Source organism: Nocardioides sp. Z13_37 (genome assembly GCF_058355585.1).
Window position 1 is genome coordinate 765989 of the sequence record NZ_JBZGDV010000001.1, and the last position, 22332, is coordinate 788320.

The window sequence follows — 22332 nt, forward strand, 5'->3', positions numbered from 1 at the left end:
GAGACACATGAAGTTCCAGAAGAGGCGGCCCGCTGCCCTCGCCGCGCTCGCCCTGACCGCCACCTTCGCCTTCGCCGGCTGTGGCGGCGACGACGACAGCTCGGCCGACAACGGCTCCGGCGACAGTGGTGGCGCCCTCAGCATCACGATGCTGCCGAAGAACCTCGGCAACCCCTACTTCGACACCAGCACCGACGGTGCCGAGGCGGCCGCCGAGGAGATCGGCGCCGACCTCGAGGAGGTCGGTCCCGAGACCGCCAGCCCCGACGCGCAGGTGTCCTACATCAACACCGTCGCCCAGCAGGGCCAGGACGCGCTGATCCTCTCGGCCAACGACCCCGACGCCCTCTGTGACGCGATCGACGAGGCCCGCAGCGCGGACGTCAAGGTCGTCACCTTCGACGCCGACACCAACCCCGAGTGCCGCGACCTGTTCATCAACCAGGCCACCGCCGAGGGCATCGCCGCCAAGCAGCTCGAGCTGATCTCCGAGCAGATCGGCGGCAAGGGCGAGATCGCGATCCTCTCGGCCGCGGCCAACGCGACCAACCAGAACGCGTGGATCGAGATGATGGAGGCCGAGCTCGCGGACAACCCCGACTACGCCGACATCGAGCTCGTCGACACCGTCTACGGCGACGACGAGGACCAGAAGTCCTTCGACCAGACCGAGGCCCTGCTGCAGAACCACCCCGACCTCAAGGGCATCGTCTCGCCCACCACGGTCGGCATCGCCGCGGCCGCGCGCTACCTCTCCGACAGCCAGTACAAGGGCAAGGTCGCGCTGACCGGCCTCGGCACCCCGAACCAGATGCGTGAGTACGTCGACAACGGCACCGTCGAGGCGTTCGCCCTGTGGAACCCGGGCGACCTCGGTGCCCTCGCGACCTACGCCGCGGCCGCCCTGGCCAACGGCGACATCTCCGGCGAGGAGGGCGACACCTTCGAGGCCGGCGACCTGGGCGAGTTCGAGGTCGAGGCCGACGGCGTCGTCCTGCTCGGCGAGCCGTTCACCTTCAACGCCGACAACATCGCCGACTTCGACTTCTGAGTCGGATCACCACCGCGTCCCGGGGCCGACGGCCGAGCGCCGCCGCCGGCCCCGGGCACACCCCCTTCCCCAGCCGAGAGGAGACCGTGATGCAGCGCGTCTGCTTCACCCTCCAGGTCCGCAAGGACCGCATGGAGGAGTACGCCGCGCGCCACGCGGCCGTGTGGCCCGACATGCTCCGCGCACTCCGCGACACCGGCTGGCACAACTACTCCCTCTTCCTGCGCGAGGACGGCCTGCTCGTCGGCTACCTCGAGACCCCGGACCTCGCCGCCGCCCAGGAGGGCATGGCCCGCACCGACGTCAACGCGCGGTGGCAGGCCGAGATGGCGGAGTTCTTCGAGGACCTCGACCTCCCGCCCGACCAGGGCTTCTGGCAGCTCGCCGAGGTCTTCCACCTCGAGGACCAGCTCGCCGCGCACGACCCGGCGCACGACCCCCCGCACCACCCCCCGCACCACTCGGACGCCAGCTCCGAGGACTCCGCCCGCACGAGCTCCACCTCGAGCTCCACCTCCAGCCAGGACCAGTGATGACTTCCTTCTCCCAGATCAGCGACCGACTCGGCGACCTCGCCATCGAGGTCCCGTCCTGGGCCTACGGCAACTCCGGCACGCGCTTCAAGGTGTTCGGATCCGCGGGCACCCCGCGCACCGTCGAGGAGAAGATCGCCGACGCCGCCACCGTGCACCGCTTCACGGGCCTGGCCCCGACGGTCGCGCTGCACATCCCGTGGGACAAGGTCGACGACTACGCCGCGCTCGCGGCGTACGCGGAGGAGCAGGGCGTCACGCTGGGCACCATCAACTCCAACACCTTCCAGGACGACGACTACAAGCTCGGTGCGCTCACCCACACCGACCCGCGGGTCCGCCAGAAGGCGATCGACCACCACCTCGAGTGCATCGAGATCATGAACCGCACCGGGTCGCGCGACCTGAAGATCTGGCTCGCCGAGGGCACCAACTATCCCGGCCAGGGCGACATGCGCGCCCGGCAGGACCGGCTGGCCGAAGGGCTGCGCACGATCTACGACCAGCTCTCCGACGACCAGCGACTGGTGCTGGAGTACAAGTTCTTCGAGCCGGCGTTCTACCACACCGACGTCCCCGACTGGGGCACGTCGTACGTCCACGTCGCCGCGCTCGGTGAGCGCGCCAAGGTGTGCCTCGACACCGGCCACCACGCGCCGGGCACCAACATCGAGTTCATCGTCGCCCAGCTCCTGCGCCTGGGGAAGCTCGGGTCGTTCGACTTCAACAGCCGCTTCTACGCCGACGACGACCTGATCGTCGGAGCGGCCGACCCGTTCCAGCTGTTCCGGATCATGGTCGAGGTGATCCGTGGCGGCGGCTTCGGGCCCGGGAGCGACGTCGCGCTGATGCTCGACCAGTGCCACAACATCGAGGACAAGATCCCGGGCCAGATCCGCTCGGTGCTCAACGTCCAGGAGATGACCGCGCGGGCCCTGCTCCTCGACACCGAGGCGCTCGACGAGGCCAGGTCGGCCGGCGACGTGCTGCTGGCCAACGAGGTCTTCATGGACGCCTTCTACACCGACGTCCGCGCCGACCTCGCGACCTGGCGCGAGGAGCGCGACCTGCCCGCCGACCCGATGCGCGCCTACCTCGCGTCCGGCTACCAGCAGCAGATCGAGGCCGACCGCGTCGGCGGCTCGCAGCTCGGCTGGAACTGATCCCCGGTCAGGTGAGGTCGCCCGCGACCCCCTCGACCAACGTCCACAACGAAGGAACCGCACCGTGAGTGACCTCAACCCCACCGTCGCCGCGCTCGTCGAGCGCTCGAACCGGCTGGGCGCCGACCCCAAGAACACCAACTACGCCGGCGGCAACACCTCCGCCAAGGGCACCGAGACCGACCCGGTCACCGGCGAGGACGTCGAGCTGCTGTGGGTGAAGGGCTCGGGTGGCGACCTCGGCACGCTCACCCCCGGCGGCCTGGCCGTGCTGCGCCTGGACCGGATGCGCGCGCTCGTCGACGTCTACCCCGGCGTGGAGCGCGAGGACGAGATGGTGGCGGCGTTCGACTACTGCCTGCACGGCAAGGGCGGCGCCGCTCCCTCGATCGACACCGCGATGCACGGCCTCGTCGACGCCGCCCACGTCGACCACCTGCACCCCGACTCCGGCATCGCGATCGCGACCGCGGCCGACGGCGAGCAGCTGACCGCCACGATCTTCGGCGACCAGGTCGTCTGGGTGCCGTGGCGCCGGCCCGGCTTCCAGCTCGGCCTCGACATCGCCGAGATCAAGCAGAGGAACCCGCAGGCCCGCGGCTGCATCCTCGGCGGCCACGGCATCACCGCGTGGGGCGAGACCACCGAGGAGGCCGAGGCCAACTCGCTGTGGATCATCGACACCGCCGCCGCCTACATCGCCGAGCACTCGAAGGCCGAGCCGTTCGGTCCCGCGCTCGACGGGTACGACGCTCTGCCGGAGGCCGAGCGTCGCGCCAAGGCCGCCGCCCTCGCGCCCACCATCCGCGGCATCGCGTCGGCGGACCGCCCGATGGTCGGCCACTTCACCGACGCCGACGTCGTGCTGGACTTCCTCGCGCACGCCGAGCACCCCCGCCTCGGCGAACTCGGCACCTCGTGCCCCGACCACTTCCTCCGCACCAAGGTCAAGCCGTTGGTCCTCGACCTGCCGGCCTCCGCGTCGGTCGAGGAGAGCATCGAGCGCCTGCAGGAGCTGGCCGTCGCCTACCGCGAGGACTACCAGGCCTACTACGACCGCAACGCCGAGGCGCTCGGCGGCGACTGGCCCGCGATCCGCGGCAAGGACCCGCTGATCGTCCTCGTGCCGGGCGTCGGCATGTTCAGCTTCGGCAAGGACAAGCAGACCGCCCGCGTGGCCGGTGAGTTCTACGTCAACGCGATCAACGTGATGCGCGGTGCCGAGGGCCTGTCGTCGTACGCCCCGATCGACGAGTCGGAGAAGTTCCGCATCGAGTACTGGGCGCTCGAGGAGGCCAAGCTCCAGCGGATGCCGAAGCCCAAGCCGCTCGCCACCCGCGTCGCGCTCGTCACCGGCGCGGCGTCCGGCATCGGCCTCGCGACGGCGAAGAAGCTCGCCGCCGAGGGCGCGTGCGTGGTGATCGCCGACCTGTCGCTGGAGAAGGCGCAGGCCGCGGCGGCCGAGATCGGCTCGACGGACGTCGCCGTCGGCGTCGAGGCGGACGTCTCCGACGAGGCCGCCGTCCGGGCCGCGGTGGAGGCGACCGTCCTGGCGTTCGGTGGCGTCGACCTGGTCGTCAACAACGCCGGGCTCTCGCTCTCGCGCTCCCTGCTCGAGACCACCGAGAAGGACTGGGACCTCCAGCACGACGTGATGGCCAAGGGCTCCTTCCTGGTCGCCAAGGCGACCGCGAAGGCCATGATCGAGCAGGGGATGGGCGGCGACATCGTCTACATCTCCTCGAAGAACTCGATCTTCGCCGGCCCCAACAACGTCGCCTACGGCGCCGCGAAGGCCGACCAGGCCCACCAGGTGCGGCTGCTGGCCGCCGAGCTCGGCGAGCACGGCATCAAGGTCAACGGGGTCAACCCCGACGGCGTCGTCCAGGGCTCGGGCATCTTCGCCGGCGGCTGGGGCGCCTCGCGCGCTGCCGTCTACGGCGTGGAGGAGAAGGACCTCGGCAAGTTCTACGCCCAGCGCACGCTTCTCAAGCGCGAGGTGCTGCCGGACAACATCGCCAACGCGGTCTTCGTCCTCTGCTCCGACCAGCTCAGTCACACCACCGGCCTGCACGTCCCCGTCGACGCCGGCGTCGCAGCGGCGTTCCTCCGCTGACGGTGGCCGGCGACCGAGCGGATCGAGTCCCTCCCACCATGTCCGAGCCCATTCGCGTCGCCGCGGTCGACCTCGGGGCGACCAGCGGTCGCGTGATGGCCTGCCGGGTCGGGGCGGGAACGCTGGACCTCGAGGAGGTGCACCGCTTCCCCAACGGCGGGGTGCCGGTGCGCGGTGCGCTCCACTGGGACGTGCTGGGCATCCATCGCGAGGTGCTGGCGGGGATCCGCGAGGTCGCCCGGACCGGCCCCCTCCACGGGATCGGGATCGACACGTGGGCGGTGGACTACGGCCTGCTCGACGCGACGGGGCAGCTGCTGGCCAACCCGCGCAGCCACCGCGACCCGCGCACCGACGGAGTGGCGGCGCGCGTGCGTGAGCTGGTCGCCGACGCGGAGCTCTACGACGTCACGGGCCTGCAGCAGCTGCCGTTCAACACCGTCTACCAGCTGGCCTCCGAGCTCGGCACACCCGCGTTGGAGGCGGCCTGGCGACTGGTGCTGCTGCCCGACCTGCTGGCCTACTGGCTGACCGGCGAGATCGGTGCCGAGCGCACCAACGCCTCGACGACCGGCCTCTACGACGTGCGCTCCAGGACCTGGTCGCACGACCTCGCGGCGCGGATCGGCATCCCGTGGTCGATCCTGCCCCCGCTGCGCGACCCCGGCACCGTGGTGGGACCCCTGGTGGACGAGGTGGCGGCGTACGTCGGCGCGGCCGGCGTGCCCGTCATCTCGGTCGGGTCGCACGACACCGCCTCGGCGGTCGTCGGCGTCCCGGCGGAGCGCGACGACGTCGCCTACATCTCCTCCGGCACGTGGTCACTGGTCGGTCTCGAGCTGGACGGCCCGGTGCTGACCGAGCAGGCGCGTGCCGCCGACTTCACCAACGAGACCGGGGTCGACCAGACGATCCGCTTCCTCAAGAACGTCACCGGCCTGTGGGTGCTCTCGGAGTCGCTGCGCACCTGGGCCGACCACGGGCTGCGCGACGCCACGCTGCCGTCGCTGCTCGCCGGCGCTGCCGCCGCACCCGCCCTGCGGACCGTCGTCGACATCAACGACCCGCGCCTGCTGCCCCCCGGCGACATGCCCGCGCGCATCCAGCAGCTCGCCGCCGAGGCGGGCGAGCCGGTGCCGCGCACCCCGGTCGACGTCACCCGCACGATCCTCGACAGCCTGGCGCTCGCCTACCGCCGCAACGTGCGGCTCGCCGCCTCGCTCGCCGGCCGCGACGTGGGCGTCGTCCACGTGGTCGGGGGTGGCTCGCAGAACGAGCTGCTGTGCCAGCTCACCGCCGATGCGTTGGGCGTTCCCGTGCTCGCGGGGCCCGCGGAGGCGGCGGCACTGGGCAACGGCCTGGTCCAGGCCCGCGCGCTGGGCGCCGACCTGCCCGACCTGGCCGCGATGCGCTCGTTGATCCGGCGTACGCACGACATCCGCCGCCACGAGCCGCGCACGGGGCTCGACTGGGACCGCGCGGCGGCGCGCGTGTTCCCCGACGACCCGCCATCCGCGGCGGGGTGGTGACGACGTGGCCCCCGCGACGCCCGACCTCGACCCGATCGACGAGCAGCTCCTCCGACTGCTGTCCGAGGGGTCGACGCTCGAGGTCGCGGCCCGCCGCACCGGGCTGTCCGAGCGCACCGCCCGCCGTCGGCTCCGTGCGCTCGCCGACGACCTGGGTGTCGACACGACCATGCAGCTGGTGGTCCACGTCGTGCGCGCCGGCCTGATCTGAGCGTTCGCCCCGGGTCCGGAAGCCTCGCGGGCCCGTAGTATGTGAAACGTTTCGCCGACCGAGCCGACGCTCGCCGGCCGACCGAAGGAAGGGGATCGTGTGCGCGTCGCGCTGATGGTCACCTGCGTCAACGACGCGATGTTCCCCGACACCGGGAAGGCCGTGGTGCGCCTGCTGCGGCGGCTCGGGGTCGACGTCGAGTTCCCACGCGCGCAGACGTGCTGCGCCCAGCCCATGGTCAACACCGGCTACCTCGACGAGGCCGTGCCGGTGGTGCGCACCTTCGTCGACGCCTTCGCCGGCTACGACGCGATCGTGACGCCGTCGGGCTCGTGCGCCGGATCGGCGCGCCACCAGCACTCGATCGTGGCCGAGCGGTCGGGCGATGCGGCCCTCGCCGCCGCCGTGGAGACCGGTCCGCGCACGTACGAGCTCAGCGAGTTCCTCGTCGACGTGCTCGGCGTGAGCGACGTCGGCGCCTACTTCCCGCACCGGGTGACCTACCACCCGACCTGCCACAGCCTGCGCATGCTCGGTGTGGGCGACCGCCCGCGGCAGTTGCTCGAGGCGGTGCGCGGGATCGACCTGGTCGAGCTGCCCAACGCCACCGAGTGCTGCGGCTTCGGCGGCACCTTCGCGCTCAAGAACGCCGACACCTCGGTGGCGATGGGCGCCGACAAGGCGCGCCACGTCCGCGACACCGGCGCCGAGGTGCTGGTCGCCGGGGACAACTCCTGCCTGATGCACATCGGCGGAGTGCTGTCGCGCCAGCGGGCGGGCGTCCGCGTCGTGCACCTGGCCGAGATCCTGGCCGCCACCGAGGAGACCGAGTCGCGCTCGAGCGGCCCGGCCGTCGGTCACCGCGCGGGAGGGCCCACGACATGAGCGGCACCTTCGTCGGCATGCCGGCCTTCCCGGCCGCGGCGCGCGAGGCGCTGGGCGACACCCAGCTGCGCCGCAACCTCGCCCACGCCACCCACACGATCCGCGACAAGCGCGCCCGCGTCGTCGCGGAGGTGGAGGACTGGGAGGACCTCAGGCTCGCCGGCGCCGGGGTCAAGGAGGCCGCGCTGCGCGACCTCGCCACCCACCTCGAGACGCTCGAGGCCTCCCTCGTCCGTGCCGGCGCGACGGTCCACTGGGCCAACGACGCCGAGGAGGCGTGCGCGATCGTCGCCTCGATCGCCCGGTCGCACGACGTCGACGAGGTCGTCAAGGTCAAGTCGATGGCCACGATGGAGATCGGGCTCAACGAGGCGCTGGAGGCCGAGGGCATCGCGGCCTGGGAGACCGACCTGGCCGAGCTCATCGTGCAGCTCGGCGACGACCTGCCCTCCCACATCCTGGTGCCCGCGATCCACCGCAACCGTGCGGAGATCCGCGAGATCTTCCTGCGCCGGATGGGCGACGTCGGTCGCCCCGCTCCTGCCGGGCTCACCGACGACCCCGTCGTGCTGGCCGCAGCGGCGCGCGAGCACCTGCGCGAGAAGTTCCTGCGCGCGAAGGTCGCGGTCAGCGGAGCCAACTTCGCCGTCGCCGACACCGGCACCCTCGTGGTGGTGGAGTCGGAGGGCAACGGCCGGATGTGCCTGACCCTGCCCGAGGTGCTGGTCAGCGTCGTGGGCATCGAGAAGGTCGTCGCCTCGTGGGCCGACCTCGACCCGATGCTGCGGCTGCTGCCGCGCTCGTCGACCGGTGAGCGGATGAACCCCTACACGTCCACCTGGTCCGGGGTCACCCCCGGCGACGGCCCGCAGGAGGTGCACGTCGTGCTCCTCGACAACGGCCGCACGCGCGCGCTCGCCGACGACGTGGGGCGCCAGGCCCTGCGCTGCATCCGCTGCTCGGCCTGCCTCAACGTGTGCCCGGTCTACGAGCGCGTCGGCGGCCACGCCTACGGCTCGGTCTACCCCGGTCCGATCGGGGCGATCCTCAACCCGCTGCTCAACGGCGTCTCCGACGAGCAGACGGCGTCCCTGCCCTACGCCTCGTCGCTGTGCGGCGCGTGCTTCGAGGTGTGCCCGGTGCGCATCGACATCCCGTCGGTGCTCGTCGACCAGCGCGCCGCGGTGGTCGACTCCCACCGCGGCGACCGCGTCCCCAAGGCCGAGGCGATCGCGATGCGCGCCGCCGCCTGGGCCTTCTCCGACTCGCGTCGCCTGGCGTGGGGCGAGCGCGCGTCGGGCCTCGCCGGCCGGGTCCTCAGGCGGTTCTCCCGTACGACGCTGCCGGGCGGCCGCGCCGCCGCCGGCCGCCTGCCCGGGCCCGCCGCGGGGTGGACCGGTGCCCGCGACCTGCCCGCACCGCCGGCGGAGTCCTTCCGCGACTGGTGGGACCGCACCGACGGTGGCCGCGAGGGAGACCGACCGTGAGCGCCCGCGACGACATCCTCGGGCGCGTCCGCGCCGCGCTCGCCGACGTCTCGCCGGCAGTGTCGGTCCCCCCTGCGCCGCGCGCCGGCGACCGCGGCGACCTCGTCGCGCTGTTCGAGGAGCGGGTCGCCGACTACCGCGCGGTGGTCACCAGGTGCTCGGCCGCCGACCTCGCGGCGACGGTGGCCGACGTGCTCGGCGGGGCACGCGCCGTCGTCCCTCCTGCGCTCGGCCTCGAGGTCGCCGGCTCGGTGGCCGACGACGGCCTGTCCGCCTCGGAGCTCGACGGACTCGACGCCGTCGTCACCCGGGCCGCGGTCGGCATCGCCGAGACCGGCACGATCGTGCTCGACCACCAGCCCGACCAGGGCCGTCGGGCGATCAGCCTGGTCCCCGACCTGCACGTGTGCATCGTCGACGCGACCCAGGTCGTGGCCGACGTGCCCGACGCGATCGCGCTGCTCGACCCGGCCCGGCCGCAGACCTGGATCAGCGGCCCGTCGGCGACCAGCGACATCGAGCTCGACCGGGTCGAGGGAGTCCACGGGCCGCGCACGCTGCACGTGCTGCTGGTCGGCTGACGGCTCTCCCGGCGACGGGCGGCGCCAGCGCCGTCGGCCGGATCCGGCCAACTGCCCGCCGACCCGTTGTGACGGCCGTCACGGGCACCTAGCATGACCGTTCTGGAACGTTTCAACGGCGTTCCGGTCGTGCCTTTCGCCCTGGACCTGGAGATGCCGTGCCCCCGAACGACCCTCAGCCCGCCCGTTCCCGTCTCGGATCGGCGCTGACCGCGCTGGTCGTGCTGGCCGCCGGGCTCATCGGCGTCGGTCTCGCCGGCACGACAGCCCCGGCCGTCGCGGCCGAGGGGGTGTCCCTGACCGAGCTCGAGGTCGAGCGCAAGGCGACCCCGGTCGGGATCGACCTGCAGCGCCCCCGCTTCGGCTGGGTGATCGAGTCCACGGCCCGCGGCGTGGTGCAGGAGTCCTACCGGGTCCGCGTCGCGACCGAGGCCGAGGGCCTCGACGGCGACCTCGTCTGGGACAGCGGCACCGTCGAGGACCCCCGCTCCTTCGACGTCGAGTACGACGGTCCCGCGCTCGAGTCGGCCACGGGCTACGTGTGGGACGTCGAGGTCGTGACCAACGCCGGTACGGCGCGCTCGACGAGCGCCTTCCGCACGGGCATGGTCGACCAGGCCGACTGGGACGGCGCCGCCTGGATCGGCGCCCCTCCGCCGGCCGACCCCGCGCTGCGCTGGACCGACTACACCGCCGAGTTCGACTTCTCGATCCAGCGCCACGCGTTCGGCGTCTTCGTCCGCGCCAACGGCCTGTCCAACGCGCTCATGTGGCAGGTCTCGGTCGCCGACGGCGTGCCGGCGCTGCGTCCCCACCGCCGTGTCAACGGCGGCTACGCGCTGCTGGAGAACAAGAACATCTCGCAGCACTTCACCGCCGCGCAGCTGAGCCAGGGCCAGCACACCCTCAGCATCACCGTCGGCGCCGGGGCGGCGGCCGACACCACCCGCGTCGTCACCCGCATCGACGGCGTCGAGGTCGACGACCGCCAGGTGAGCGGCACCGGCGCCATGCCGCGCGGCCTGGTCGGCTTCCGGTCCAACACCCACAACGGCACCAACGAGCAGTTCACCGTGCACGGCGTCCGCGTCACGCGTACGGGTGACGGCGCGCAGCTGCTCGATACCGACTTCTCCGACGGCAACCCCTTCGGCGGCGGCACCCTGGTGGGCAGGGAGCTCCGGTTCACCAGCTCCACCGAGACCCTGCTCGCCGGGCCCGACAAGCCGGCACCGCTGCTGCGCAAGGAGTTCGCGGTCTCCAAGCCCGTCGCCAACGCCACCTATTACGTCGCCGCCGGCGGCTACGCCGACGTCACCCTCAACGGCGAGCGGATCAGCGACGACACCCTCTCCCCGGGCTTCACCGACTACGACGACACCGTGCAGTACGTCGGCACCGACGTCACCGACCAGGTCGCCCAGGGCGACAACGTGCTCGGCCTCGAGCTCGGCCGTGGCTTCTACGGGATGCTCGGCGGCAACGTCTGGAACTGGCAGAACCCGCCGTGGCACGGCGAGCCCCGCGCCCGGGGCGTCCTGGCCCTGCAGTACGCCGACGGCACGAGCGAGCGCGTCGTCACCGACGACTCGTGGACCACGCACGGTGGCCCGACCCGCCTCGACGACCTCTACGCCGGTGAGCGCTACGACGCCCGCCACGAGGTGCCCGACTGGGACACCACAGGCTTCGACGACTCCGCGTGGGACGCCGCTGCCGAGGTCGACGGACCGCGGGGCGAGCTGGTCAACCAGCGCCAGCAGCCGATCCGGGTGACCCGTGAGCTGAAGCCGGTCGCCATCACCGAGCCCGCCGACGGCGTCTACGTGGTGAAGTTCCCCAACGTCATCGCCGGCCGTACGACGATCACCGCCCAGGGTCCCGCCGGCACCACCATCACGGCCGCACACGCCGAGAAGCTGCGCGCCAACGGCCGGGTCAACCTCGACAACAACGGCGGCTTCCAGCTCGGCCTGCAGACCGACACGTTCACCCTCGCCGGCACCGGCGCCCCGGAGACCTTCGAGCCGCGGTTCTCCTACAAGGGCTACCAGTACGTCGAGGTCACCGGCTGGCCCGGCGAGGAGCCGCCGCCGCTCAGCGCCTTCACCGCGCAGTGGCTGCACACCGACGCCGAGCGGACCGGCGAGTTCGACAGCTCGAGCGACATCATGAACCGCACGCACGAGGTGGTCGTCAACACGCTCTACAACAACATCCACGGCATCCCGACCGACACCCCGATGTTCGAGAAGAACGGGTGGACCGGCGACGCCGCGGTCGGCGCCGAGATGTTCATGATGAACCTCGACACCCACGAGCTCTTCGCGAAGTGGATGCGCGACGTCGACGAGACCCGCGAGGCCAACGGCGCGCCCATGGTGATCGCCCCGAGCTCCGGCACCTGGGGCGCCTGGGGTCCCTCGCAGCCGTGGCACGCCGCCTACATCCTCACCCCGTGGTGGCTCTACCAGTACGGCGGCGACGAGCGGGTGATGACCGAGCTCTACGACAACATGCTGGCCTACGTCGACCTCGAGTACGGCCGGCGCCAGGCCGACGGCCTCGTCATCAGCAACCGGCTCGGTGACTGGGTCAGCCCGGAGGCCAGCCCGGGCGGCGGACACGCACCCGGCGAGGACCAGCGCGTCGAGGGAAGCGCCTACCTCTACCTGATGCTCGACTCGATGGCCCGCACGGCCGAGCACCTCGGCAAGGACGCGGACGCCACCCGGCTCGCGACCCGCGCCGGCGTGGTCAAGGACGCCTTCAACGCCGCCTACCTCGACGGCGACCGCTACCGCGGCGCCGGCCAGGACGGCAACCGCTACCGCCAGGTGCACAACGTGCTCGCACTCGCCTTCGGCCTGACCCCCGACGAGGAGACCACCGACGCCGTCGCGGCCCGCCTGGCTGCCGACGTCGAGGACCGGGGCTACCACCTCGACACGGGCACCCTCGGCACGAAGTACCTGCTGCCGGTGCTCACCGAGCACGGCTACGCCGACGTCGCGGTGCGACTGGCCGAGCAGACGACCTACCCGAGCTGGGGCTTCAAGCTCGCCAACGGCGCCACCACCGTGTGGGAGCACTGGTCGCTCGAGTCACGCTCGCTGGGCCACCACTTCCTCGGCACCGTCGACGACTGGTTCTTCCAGCACGCCGCCGGCATCCGGCCGTCGGTCGACGAGGGCTTCGCCCACATCACCATCGCGCCCGGCACGACCGAGCAGATGGACCACGCCCGCGCCGGCCTCGCGACGCCGTACGGGCGGGTCTCGTCCGACTGGCGCACCCGCGGGCGCAGCCTCGAGCTGGCCGCGGAGGTGCCGGTCGGCGCCACCGCCACCGTGCGGCTGCCGATGGGCGACGCCACCTCCGCCGAGGAGGTGCTCGAGGGCGGGGCTCCCGCCGCGGACGCCGACGGCGTCGAGTCCGTCGAGATCGTCGACGGCGTCGCCGAGATCACCGTCGGGTCCGGCTCCTACGACTTCCGGGTCCAGCCCGAGGCCGACCCCGAGCGCGACGTGTGGGTGACGCTCGCCCCGCTCACCGAGCCCGTGGTGCGTGGCCAGGAGGCAGCGGGCAGCATCGTGGTGACCAACTGGGGCGGGGAGCCCGTCACGGGCCTGCAGGCCGAGGTGGACGCCGGCGACCTGGTGGTCACGGGCGACCTCCGGGCGGCCGAGCTGGCGCCCGAGGCCTCGACCGAGCTGCGCTTCGACGCCGACGTGCCCCCCGACGCCCGCCTGGGTGAGCGCGAGGTGGAGGTCGTGCTGACGTTCACCAGCGGCGGCGAGGAGCACCGGGTCACCGAGACCACGACGTGGGCGGAGATCGTCGCCGGTGTCGCCGTGGACGGCGTGACCGGGTCGGTGACCGACCCGAGCGGCACGCTGGTCCCCGTCGACGTGGTGCTGCGCAACGAGGGCACCCAGCCGCAGACCGGGCAGGTGCGCGCCACGGTGCCGGCCGGCTGGCCGACGCCACCGGCAGGACCGAGCCTCACCCTGGAGCCGGGGGAGACGCGCACGGTGACCACGCGCCTGCGGGTCGCGCACCGCGTCGTCGCCGGGGCGCAGCAGGTGGGTGCCCAGATGGTCGACGGCGACCAGGTCCTCGCCAGCGGAGAGGGCTCGCTGGCGGTCACCCTGACCACCCCGCCGGCCAACGCGAGCGACCACGTCGACTTCGGCAACCCGGCCTCCGAGACGGCCCACCAGGTGCTCGCCGGCCCCCAGAGCGGCACCAGCTCCGAGGCCGGCCTGACCCGTCGCTACGCCCACTCCCTCTATCCCGGCTCGTGGTTCTCCGCGCTCGTCGACGTGCCGGCGGGTGAGCCGTTCGGGGTCCGGATGATCGAGACCTTCGACGGTGCCCGCACCAAGGAGTTCAACCTCTACGTCGACGACGTGCCGGTGGGTCGCTACTTCGTCAAGCGCACCCAGGGTGGGCTGGGCTGGCTCGCCCACGACCTGCTCGTCGACGACCCGGCGGCTCTCGCGGCCACCGCGGACGGCAAGGCGCGGATCAAGATCGAGTTCCCGACCGACCCCACCGACTACGACCCGTCGGTCGCCGACCTGTGGATCGTGCCGGACGTCACCAAGGACACCGCGGCCCCCGTCGTGGGCGCCCGGACGGTCGGCACGCCCGGGCGTGACGGCTGGTTCACCAGCCCGGTCCGGGTCGAGGTCGACGCCATCGACGATGACGACGAGCGGCCCCAGGTGGAGATCCAGGACGGCGCCGGCTGGCTGCCCTACGTCGCCCCCGTCGAGATCACCGCGGACGGCGAGCGCTCCGTCACCTACCGCGCCTCCGACGCGGCCGGCAACGTCTCGGAGCCCGCCTCGGTGCAGGTCAAGGTCGACCAGACGGCACCCGTGACGGTGGCCGAGGTGGTCGCCCCGACGTCCGGCTCGGCGACGGCCCAGGTGCGCCTGAGTGCCACCGACGCCACCAGTGGCGTCGGCGCGACCATGGTCAGGATCGACGACGGTGAGTGGCAGCCGGCCACCGCCCCGGTCGCCCTGCCCGGCCGCGGCGCCCACCGCGTCGCGTGGTTCAGCGTCGACGTGGCCGGCAACGCCGAGACCGTCCAGCACGCGCAGGTCGCCGCGCTGCCCGCCGAACCGCCTGCTGACGGCGGTCAGCAGCTCGTCGCGCTGGCCCCGCCGCAGGTCAGCGGGACCGCCGAGATCGGCCGCAGGCTCACCGCCTCCGACGGCTCCTGGAGCCGTCCCGACGTGGCCGTCACCCACCAGTGGCTGCGCGACGGGGAGCCCATCCCCGGCGCCACCGCGGCGACCTATCGGATCGGCAAGCGCGACCGGAAGGCCAGGCTCTCGGTGCGCGTGAGCGCGACGGCCGGCACCGCCCGTGCCGACGCGACGTCGCTGCAGACCGATCGGGTGCGCAAGGCGACCACGACGGTGCGGGTGTCGGTGCTCGACAAGTTGGTCAAGGGACGGTTCGTGCGGTTGCGGGTCGCCCTGTCCGCCGTAGGTGTCAGGCCTCGGGGCACCGTCGTCGTCCGGGTCGCCGGCAAGCGGGTCGCACGGGTGAAGTCCCGTGGCACGACCACGATCCGGGTGCCGATCGGGCGAGGCGCGCGCCACCGCGTGAAGCTCGCCTACCTCGGCTCGACGACCGCCGCCCGCGCCAGCACGACGGTCGTGATCCGCCGGCGCTGAGGCCCCGGCGCTCCCAGCTCCTCCCGACAACCCCACCGCTCCACCTGGCTTGCTCCGAAAGGCGACCCATGCTCCGCACCTCCCGAGACCTCTCGCGCCTCCTGGTCGGCGCGCTCGCGCTCGGCCTCGGCGTCGGGGCCCTGGCCCCGACGTCCGCGTCCGCCGAGCCGACGAGCACGGCGGCCGCCGCCGCGCCGCTGACGGTCACCGGACTGGAGACCAACGCCCGCGTCGACCCCATCGGCATCCCCGGTGAGGACCCGAGCCTGTCGTGGTACTCCACCTCGACCGGGCGCGGCGCGGTGCAGTCGGCCTACCAGGTGCGGGTGGCCAGCAGCGAGGAAGCGCTCGGCGACGCCGACGTGTGGGACAGCGGCAAGGTCGACTCCGACCGGCAGGTCGACGTCGGCTACGGCGGTCCGGACCTGACGGCCGGCACGCGCTACGTGTGGCAGGTGCGGGTCTGGAACGGCGACGACGAGGCGTCGGGCTGGAGCGAGCCGGCGTCCTTCGAGACCGGTCTCCTCACGAGCGGCGACTGGGGGAGCGCGGAGTGGGTCGGCGCCGGCACCGGCGCGGAGCTGAACAGGTGGACCGACTACACCGCCGAGTTCGACTTCACCCTCGACAACCTCGCCTTCGGCGCGTTCGTGCGGGCCGCCAACCTCGACAACGGCTACATGTGGCAGCTGAGCGTCGCCGACGGCACGCCCCGCCTGCGCCCGCACGTGCGGGTCAACGGCGGCTACGCGCTGCTCGCCAACGTGGACATCTCGGCCGTCATCACCGCCCAGCAGCTGCGCACCGGCCGGCACACGATGGCCGTGACGTTCGACGGGTCGCAGGTCACCACCCGCCTCGACGGCGTCGTGATCGACACCCGCACGCACGCCGCCCACACCAAGGGCTTCGTCGGCTTTCGCGCCGACACGGCCACCGAGGGCACCGAGCGCTCCACCGTGCACGACGTGCGGGTGACGGCCGAGAACGGCGACGTGCTGCTCGACACCGACTTCGCCGCCCAGGGCAACCCGTTCACCGGCGGCACCGTCGTCGACGGTGCGCTCAAGATCGAGGGCCGCACCGACGTGCTGTGGCGCTCGCCCGACGCCAACATGCCGCTGCTGCGCACCGACTTCGACACCTCCGCCGGCAAGACCGTCGAGAGCGCGCGGGTCTACGCCACCGCCCGGGGGATCTACGAGCTCACGCTCAACGGCGAGAAGGTCGGCGACCAGCACCTGGCCCCCGGCTGGACCGACTACCTCGACCGCTTCCAGAGCCAGACCTACGACGTCACCGACCTCGTCGCCTCCGGGGACAACACGCTCGGCGCCGAGCTCGGCAGCGGCTGGTGGGCCGGACGCGTCGCCCACCTCGGCACCGGCAACTACGGCACCCAGACCTCGCTGCTCGCCCGCCTGCGGATCACCTACTCCGACGGAAGCACGCAGTGGGTCGACACCGACGACGCCACCTGGAACGCGGCGACCGGCGGCTACACGCTCGCCGATCTGATCGACGGCGAGACCTACGACGCCCGCCTGGCCAGGCCCGGCTGGGACGAGCCCGGCTACGACGACTCCGGCTGGACCGCCGCGGTGGTCCGGACCGCCCCGGCGGCCGCCGTCGTGCCGCAGCCCGACGAGCCCGTGCGCACGACCGAGGAGCTGCCGGCCGTCGCCCGGACCGAGCCGGCTCCGGGGCGCTGGACCTACGACCTCGGCCAGAACATGGTCGGCGTCGCGCGGATGAGGCTGACGGGTGAGGCGGGCACGACCGTCACCATCCGCTACGGCGAGGAGCTCAACCCCGACGGGACGCTCTACACCGCCAACATGCGCTCGGCGAAGGTCACCGACCGCTACACCTTCGCCTCGACCGGGACGGTGACCTACGAGCCGCGCTTCACCCAGCACGGCTTCCGCTACCTCGAGATCGTGGGCACCTCCACGCCGCCGTCCGCGACCGACGTCACCGGCGTCGTGTGGGGCTCCGACCTCGACGCGACGGGCGACCTCGAGACCTCCGACCCAATGCTCAACCAGCTCGTCAGCAACATCTCGTGGGGCCAGCGCGGCAACTTCCTGTCGGTCCCGACCGACACCCCGGCGCGCGACGAGCGGCTGGGCTGGAGCGGCGACATCAACGTCTTCGTCCCGACCGCGTCCTACCTCACCGACACCCGCGCCTTCCTGTCCAAGTGGATGATGGACATGCGCGACACCCAGGACGCCAACGGCGACTACCAGGGTGTGGCGCCGACGCCGCCCAACTTCAAGGCCGGCACCGGCACCGGCTGGTCCGACGCCGGCATCACGGTGCCCTACGCCCACTGGGCGAGCTACGGCGACATCAGCACCGCGCGGCGCTACTGGGCCGACATGAAGAGGTTCCACGACGTGCTGCGCGCCAGCGCGGGTGCCGACCTGCTCGAGCAGGGCCGCGGCACCTGGGGCGACTGGCTCAACCTCGACGACCCCACTCCCAGCGGCGTCCTCGGCACGGCGTCGTACGCCCGCACCACCCGGATGATGGCCGAGATGGCCGCGGTGCTCGGGGAGGACGCCTACGCCGCCGAGCTGTCCGCGCTCGACGAGGAGATCCGGGCCGCGTTCGCCGAGGCCTACATCGCCCCCGACGGGACGGTCCAGGGCAACAGCCAGGCCGCCTACGCGGTGGCGCTCGGCATGGGCCTGGTGCCCGACGAGATGGTGGACGCGGTCGGCGCCAAGTACGTCGCCAAGCTCGCCGCCAGCGGCAACAGCCTCCGCACCGGCTTCCTCGGCACACCCTGGCTGCTCCCGGCGCTGAGCGCCATCGGCCGCGAGGACCTGGCCTGGGTGCTGCTGACCCGCAAGGAGTACCCCTCCTGGGGCTACGAGGTGGAGCAGGGCGCCACCACGATGTGGGAGCGCTGGAACTCGATCATGCCCGACGGCAGCTTCGGCGACGTCAGCATGAACTCGTTCAACCACTATGCCTACGGCGCCGTCGGCGACTGGATGTACCAGAACATCGGCGCCATCAAGGCCGTCGAGCCGGGCTACCGCAGGATCCGGGTCGAGCCCAACCCCGGTGGCGGGGTGACCCACGGCAAGGGACGGCTCGAGTCCGTCTACGGCGTGATCGCCACCGACTGGACCCTCGAGGGCGACGACATGTCGCTCGCCGTGGAGGTGCCGGTCGGCACCACCGCCGAGGTCGTCCTGCCGGCGGCCAACGAGCACGCCGTGCTCGAGGGCGGCGCGCTGCTCGACGAGGTGGACGGCGTCCAGGACGTGGTCGACGCTGGTGAGACCGTCACCGTCACTGTCGGCTCGGGCAGCTACGACTTCGACGTGGTCGCCGGCAACGCCCGGCTCGGCTCGGTGCTCGAGTCGCTCGACGCCCTGAAGGCGCACGTCGGCGACCTCGCCGACGCCGGTGACCTCGACGCAGGCGACCGCGGGGCGATGGACGAGGGCATCGACACCGTGCGCGGCCACGTCTCGACCGCGCTCCTCGCCGCGGTCGACGGCGACGGTTCCGCATCGACCCTCGCCCTGCGCGCCGCGCTGGGCGAGGTGCGCGACCTGCGCTCCTGGCTCGGATCGTCGTCCGTCGACGCGCCTGTCAGGAGCTCGCTCGACGGCGGCCTCGGCGCCATCGAGTCCAGCCTGGTGCTGGCGCTCACCTCGGCGCTCGGCGTCACGATGACGCTGCCGCCGGTCGACGGTGCGGTGCTCCCGAGCGGCACGGTCTCCGGCACGGTCGATGTCACCAACGACGGCTCCGTCGCGCTCACCGGCCTCACCGGCACGGTGTCGGTCGACGGGATCGGCGACGCCGAGGTGCAGGGCGGCCCGGTGGGCGCCGGCGCGACCGTGCAGCTGCCCGTCACCGTCGAGGTCCCCGACGACGCGACCCCCGGCAGCCACGACGCCACGCTGTCGCTGACCTACACCGCCGGCGGCGACACCTTCACCGTCGAGCAGTCCACGGCCGACTGGGCCACCGTCACCTCCGGCCTTCGGATCGGCGACCTCACCGCCGACCTCGACGGCCCCGACCCCAGCGAGCACGCGACCGTCTCGGTCCCGGTGAGCAACACCGGCATCGCCGACGTACGTGCGCACGCGAGGCTGACGCTCCCGGCCGGGTGGAGGTCCGTGCCGTCGGCCGACGCCGTGGTGCCGGCAGGCGAGCAGGTCGTCATGGAGGTGCCCGTGGTGGTGCCGCTCGACCTGGTCGGCGGCGCCGTGCCGGTGACCGTCGAGGTGGTGCGCGGCGGCGACGAGCTTGCCGACGCAGAGACCACCGTCGCGGTGGCCCGCCCGCGGCCGCCCGAGGCCGACGTGGTGGACCACGTCGACTTCGGCGACACGGCCTCCGAGGGTGCCCACGGCATCCAGGCCTCGCCCAGCAGCGGGACCAGCGTCGAGGCCGGACTGACGCGTCGCTACTCGCACGCGGGCGTGCCGGGCTCGTGGTACTCCGTGGAGATCGACGTGCCGGCCGGCGAGCCGTTCATCCTGCGCAACGTGGAGACCTTCGACAAGGCGACGACCAAGCAGTACGACGTCTACGTCGACGGCGTGCGGGTGCGCACCCAGCAGGTGCCCCGCAGCGAGGGCGGTCAGGGCATCAAGGTCTACGACGCCCTCATCGACCACCCGTCGCTGGCGGGCAACGACGGCAGCGTCCGGGTCCGGTTCGAGTTCCCCGCCGACGGCTCGAGCCAGGGCGACGCGTCCCTCGCCGACCTGTGGGTGCTCGAGGTGCCGGACGACGCCCAGGCGCCGGACGTCTCCGCGACCGTCGCCAGCGGCCGTCACGGCAGCAACGGGTGGTATCGCTCGGACGTGACCGTGCGGCTCGACACCGTCGACAACCGCGACGACGCACCGGTCGCGCAGACCGGCGTGGACGGCGGCTGGCAGGACTACGTCGGTCCAGTCGCGGTCACCGGCGAGGGCCGGCACGAGCTGTCCTACCGAGCGAGCGACGCCGCGGGCAACGCGTCCACGACGCGCACCCTCGCCGTCGGCATCGACGCCACCGCGCCGAGCACGGAGCTCTCGGTGGCCAAGGCGAAGGGGGGGCAGGGAGCCGACACGGCCACCCTGTCCTTCGCCGCCACCGACGCCGTGAGCGGTGTCGCCACCACGCGCTACCGCATCGACGGCGGTGCCTGGCAGGTCGCCGGCAGCGCCCCCGTGGTCGTCGAGGGAGTGGGCGACCACACGGTCCAGTACTCCTCGACCGACGTGGCGGGCAACGCCGAGCCCGTCCGGCAGGCGGTCCTGTCCCTGGCCGCCGCGCCGACCGCGCCGGGCGTACCCGAGGCCGTGACCTCGGTCCTCGCGCCGCAGGTCTCCGGCACCGCCCGCATCGGGCAGCGACTGACCTCGACCACCGGGTCGTGGAGCACCGGCGGGCTGCAGCACGCCCACCAGTGGCTGCGCGACGGGACGCCGATCGCCGGCGCCACGTCGGCGTCGTACAAGGTGGGCCTCGCCGACCGCGGTCGCCGGCTCTCGGTGCAGGTCACGGCCAGCAAGTCCGGCGCGACCCCGGCCAGTGCGACCTCGGCCGCGACGGCACCGGTCCGCAAGGCCGCGGCCACGGTCAGGGTCAAGGTCGCCAGGACGAAGGTGAGGGCCGGCACCCGGGTGTGGGTCACCGCGAAGGTCACGGCGGCCGGCGTGCGGGCGCGCGGCAAGGTGCGGTTCGTCGTCGACGGCAAGGTCGTCGCCACCACCAAGGTGGCGAGGAGCGGCAAGGCACTGGCGTCGGTCGTGGTCCGCCGCGGCAGGCACAAGGTCGTCGTCCGCTACCTCGGCTCGCCGGCCGTCAAGGCGTCCGCCTCTGCGAAGCAGGTCCTGCGAGGGACCTGACCCCACCCACCGGCCGAGGTGGCGACGACGCAGGGGGCCACGCGAGTCTGCGTGGCCCCCTGTGGCGTGCCTCGCCGCCGAGCGGTCTCAGCGAGTCCCCGACGTGTTCCCCCACCGGAGGGCGACCACCCCGTCGTCCGCCACGGTCCGCTCGGCAGTCTCGACCATGCCGGTGTCCAGCTCCTCGTCGATAGCCCAGACGACCTCCTGCGCCCAGCCGTCCACGGACGTGCACACCTCGCCGGTCTGCGGTCCCTCAGGCATGAGGTCGAGCGCGAACCGCACAGCGAACAGCTCGGGCTGCCCTCCGTAGCGGAACACGACCACCAGGTCGCTCCCGTCCGTCGTGACCTCCACGGGGCGACAGGCCACGCGCGCCTGCCGGTCCATCCGGTCGAAGAGCGAGCGAACGGCTGCTGCCGCGTCGTCGGCCGGCCAGAACAAGTCCATGGCTGATCGTCGCGGCCGGGCACAACGTCCGCAACTGCCGCGATCCGAGCATCCGCCACATGCCGAGATGCGGATGCGCCCGTCAACGCGACTTTGGGCACCTCCGTCGCATGCGATCCTTACAAGAGGTCGGAAGACGGGGGACGAAGTGCACGCGAGATGGGCAGTACAGATCGCTATCGCCGGGCTCGTCTTCCCGCCCTTGAGCGGTTGTTCGAGCGCGACAAGTGGTTCCGGCGCCACCGAGGGGAAGGAAGGTGGGGGCGTCGTCACGGGACCGCTGCTGACCTCCGTAGGTACTTCGGAGGAGGGCATGTTCGCCGGAATCTCCGGACGAGTGTCGTTCCGAGGTGGCTGTCTCCGGCTGCGCGGTATGCCAGTCGTGTGGCCCGAAGGCACGACGTGGGCTCCACCAGACGTCCTCACGCTGCCGAACGGGGACGTAGTCGCGATGGGTGACAGAGTCGAAGGCGGTGGTGGCTATCTCTATCTTGATGCGGTCACCAAGGCCTTCGGTGAGGAAGTGGGCCAGGAGGCCCAGCGCTGTCTGGGAGAGACGGCGGAGATCGCGGTGTTCAACCTCGGGTGGGAAGTCGACCGCGTCGGCTAGAAGTGCGCCAACCGGACGTCCGGATCTGCCGCGTTGAGGGCGGCTACGCTCGCCCGGATCTGCCGCGTTGAGGGCGGCTACGCTCGCCCGGATCTGCCGCGATGAGCTCACCCGGGTTGCCCACATCCGGACGTTGCCGAG

13 protein-coding genes are annotated in these 22332 nt (G+C 72.5%); 12 read left to right on the plus strand and 1 reads right to left on the minus strand.

What is annotated here, in order from left to right:
• The first annotated feature begins 7 nt into the window (after positions 1-7).
• The 11 genes from rhaS (at position 8) to AC4H2S_RS03670 (ending at position 21131) form a co-directional block, all read left to right on the plus strand.
• Entirely contained in the window at positions 8-1051 is a 1044-nt protein-coding gene (gene rhaS, locus AC4H2S_RS03620; RefSeq protein WP_491495588.1) for a rhamnose ABC transporter substrate-binding protein, read from the plus strand.
• An 89-nt stretch (positions 1052-1140) separates the two neighbouring features.
• The gene (locus AC4H2S_RS03625; protein ID WP_491495589.1) at positions 1141-1584 is read left to right on the plus strand and encodes an L-rhamnose mutarotase; all 444 of its coding nucleotides are present in this window, start codon (positions 1141-1143) and stop codon (positions 1582-1584) included.
• Entirely contained in the window at positions 1584-2747 is a 1164-nt protein-coding gene (rhaI, locus tag AC4H2S_RS03630; protein WP_491495590.1) for an L-rhamnose isomerase, read from the plus strand. The genes AC4H2S_RS03625 and rhaI overlap by 1 nt, the downstream gene beginning before the upstream one ends.
• A gap of 64 nt (positions 2748-2811) precedes the next feature.
• On the plus strand, positions 2812-4863 hold the full coding sequence (locus AC4H2S_RS03635) for a bifunctional aldolase/short-chain dehydrogenase (protein ID WP_491495591.1): 2052 nt from the start codon (positions 2812-2814) through the stop codon (positions 4861-4863).
• Positions 4864-4901: 38 nt separating this feature from the next.
• On the plus strand, positions 4902-6392 hold the full coding sequence (locus AC4H2S_RS03640; RefSeq protein ID WP_491495592.1) for a rhamnulokinase: 1491 nt from the start codon (positions 4902-4904) through the stop codon (positions 6390-6392).
• 4 nt (positions 6393-6396) lie between these two features.
• A complete protein-coding gene (locus AC4H2S_RS03645) occupies positions 6397-6603 on the plus strand; it encodes a hypothetical protein (protein ID WP_491495593.1) in 207 nt (68 codons plus the stop codon).
• Positions 6604-6717: 114 nt separating this feature from the next.
• Positions 6718-7488 carry a (Fe-S)-binding protein gene (locus AC4H2S_RS03650; RefSeq protein WP_491495845.1) on the plus strand — a complete coding sequence of 257 codons (771 nt, stop codon included), beginning with the start codon at positions 6718-6720 and terminating at the stop codon, positions 7486-7488.
• Positions 7485-8975 carry a lactate utilization protein B gene (locus AC4H2S_RS03655; protein WP_491495594.1) on the plus strand — a complete coding sequence of 497 codons (1491 nt, stop codon included), beginning with the start codon at positions 7485-7487 and terminating at the stop codon, positions 8973-8975. Before AC4H2S_RS03650 ends, AC4H2S_RS03655 begins: the two co-directional genes overlap by 4 nt.
• The gene (locus AC4H2S_RS03660; RefSeq protein ID WP_491495595.1) at positions 8972-9556 is read left to right on the plus strand and encodes a LutC/YkgG family protein; all 585 of its coding nucleotides are present in this window, start codon (positions 8972-8974) and stop codon (positions 9554-9556) included. The genes AC4H2S_RS03655 and AC4H2S_RS03660 overlap by 4 nt, the downstream gene beginning before the upstream one ends.
• 158 nt (positions 9557-9714) lie before the next feature.
• A complete protein-coding gene (locus AC4H2S_RS03665; RefSeq protein ID WP_491495596.1) occupies positions 9715-15252 on the plus strand; it encodes a family 78 glycoside hydrolase catalytic domain in 5538 nt (1845 codons plus the stop codon).
• 68 nt (positions 15253-15320) lie between these two features.
• The gene (locus AC4H2S_RS03670; RefSeq protein ID WP_491495597.1) at positions 15321-21131 is read left to right on the plus strand and encodes a family 78 glycoside hydrolase catalytic domain; all 5811 of its coding nucleotides are present in this window, start codon (positions 15321-15323) and stop codon (positions 21129-21131) included.
• A gap of 87 nt (positions 21132-21218) precedes the next feature.
• Here AC4H2S_RS03670 and AC4H2S_RS03675 read toward each other — a convergent pair whose 3' ends face one another.
• Complete coding sequence (locus tag AC4H2S_RS03675) at positions 21219-21581, minus strand: hypothetical protein (RefSeq protein WP_491495598.1); 363 nt, start codon at positions 21579-21581, stop codon at positions 21219-21221.
• A gap of 313 nt (positions 21582-21894) precedes the next feature.
• On the opposite strand from AC4H2S_RS03675, the gene AC4H2S_RS03680 reads away from it, so the two are divergent.
• Positions 21895-22191 carry a hypothetical protein gene (locus AC4H2S_RS03680; RefSeq protein ID WP_491495599.1) on the plus strand — a complete coding sequence of 99 codons (297 nt, stop codon included), beginning with the start codon at positions 21895-21897 and terminating at the stop codon, positions 22189-22191.
• Positions 22192-22332: the final 141 nt, after the last annotated feature.

Coding starts and splice junctions, on each gene's coding strand:
- rhaS (WP_491495588.1), top strand. CDS start 8: ATGAAGTTCCAGAAGAGGCGGCCCGCTGCCCTCGCCGCGCTCGCCCTG.
- AC4H2S_RS03625 (WP_491495589.1), top strand. CDS start 1,141: ATGCAGCGCGTCTGCTTCACCCTCCAGGTCCGCAAGGACCGCATGGAG.
- rhaI (WP_491495590.1), top strand. CDS start 1,584: ATGACTTCCTTCTCCCAGATCAGCGACCGACTCGGCGACCTCGCCATC.
- AC4H2S_RS03640 (WP_491495592.1), top strand. CDS start 4,902: ATGTCCGAGCCCATTCGCGTCGCCGCGGTCGACCTCGGGGCGACCAGC.
- AC4H2S_RS03650 (WP_491495845.1), top strand. CDS start 6,718: ATGGTCACCTGCGTCAACGACGCGATGTTCCCCGACACCGGGAAGGCC.
- AC4H2S_RS03655 (WP_491495594.1), top strand. CDS start 7,485: ATGAGCGGCACCTTCGTCGGCATGCCGGCCTTCCCGGCCGCGGCGCGC.
- AC4H2S_RS03670 (WP_491495597.1), top strand. CDS start 15,321: ATGCTCCGCACCTCCCGAGACCTCTCGCGCCTCCTGGTCGGCGCGCTC.
- AC4H2S_RS03675 (WP_491495598.1), bottom strand. CDS start 21,581: ATGGACTTGTTCTGGCCGGCCGACGACGCGGCAGCAGCCGTTCGCTCG.
- AC4H2S_RS03680 (WP_491495599.1), top strand. CDS start 21,895: ATGTTCGCCGGAATCTCCGGACGAGTGTCGTTCCGAGGTGGCTGTCTC.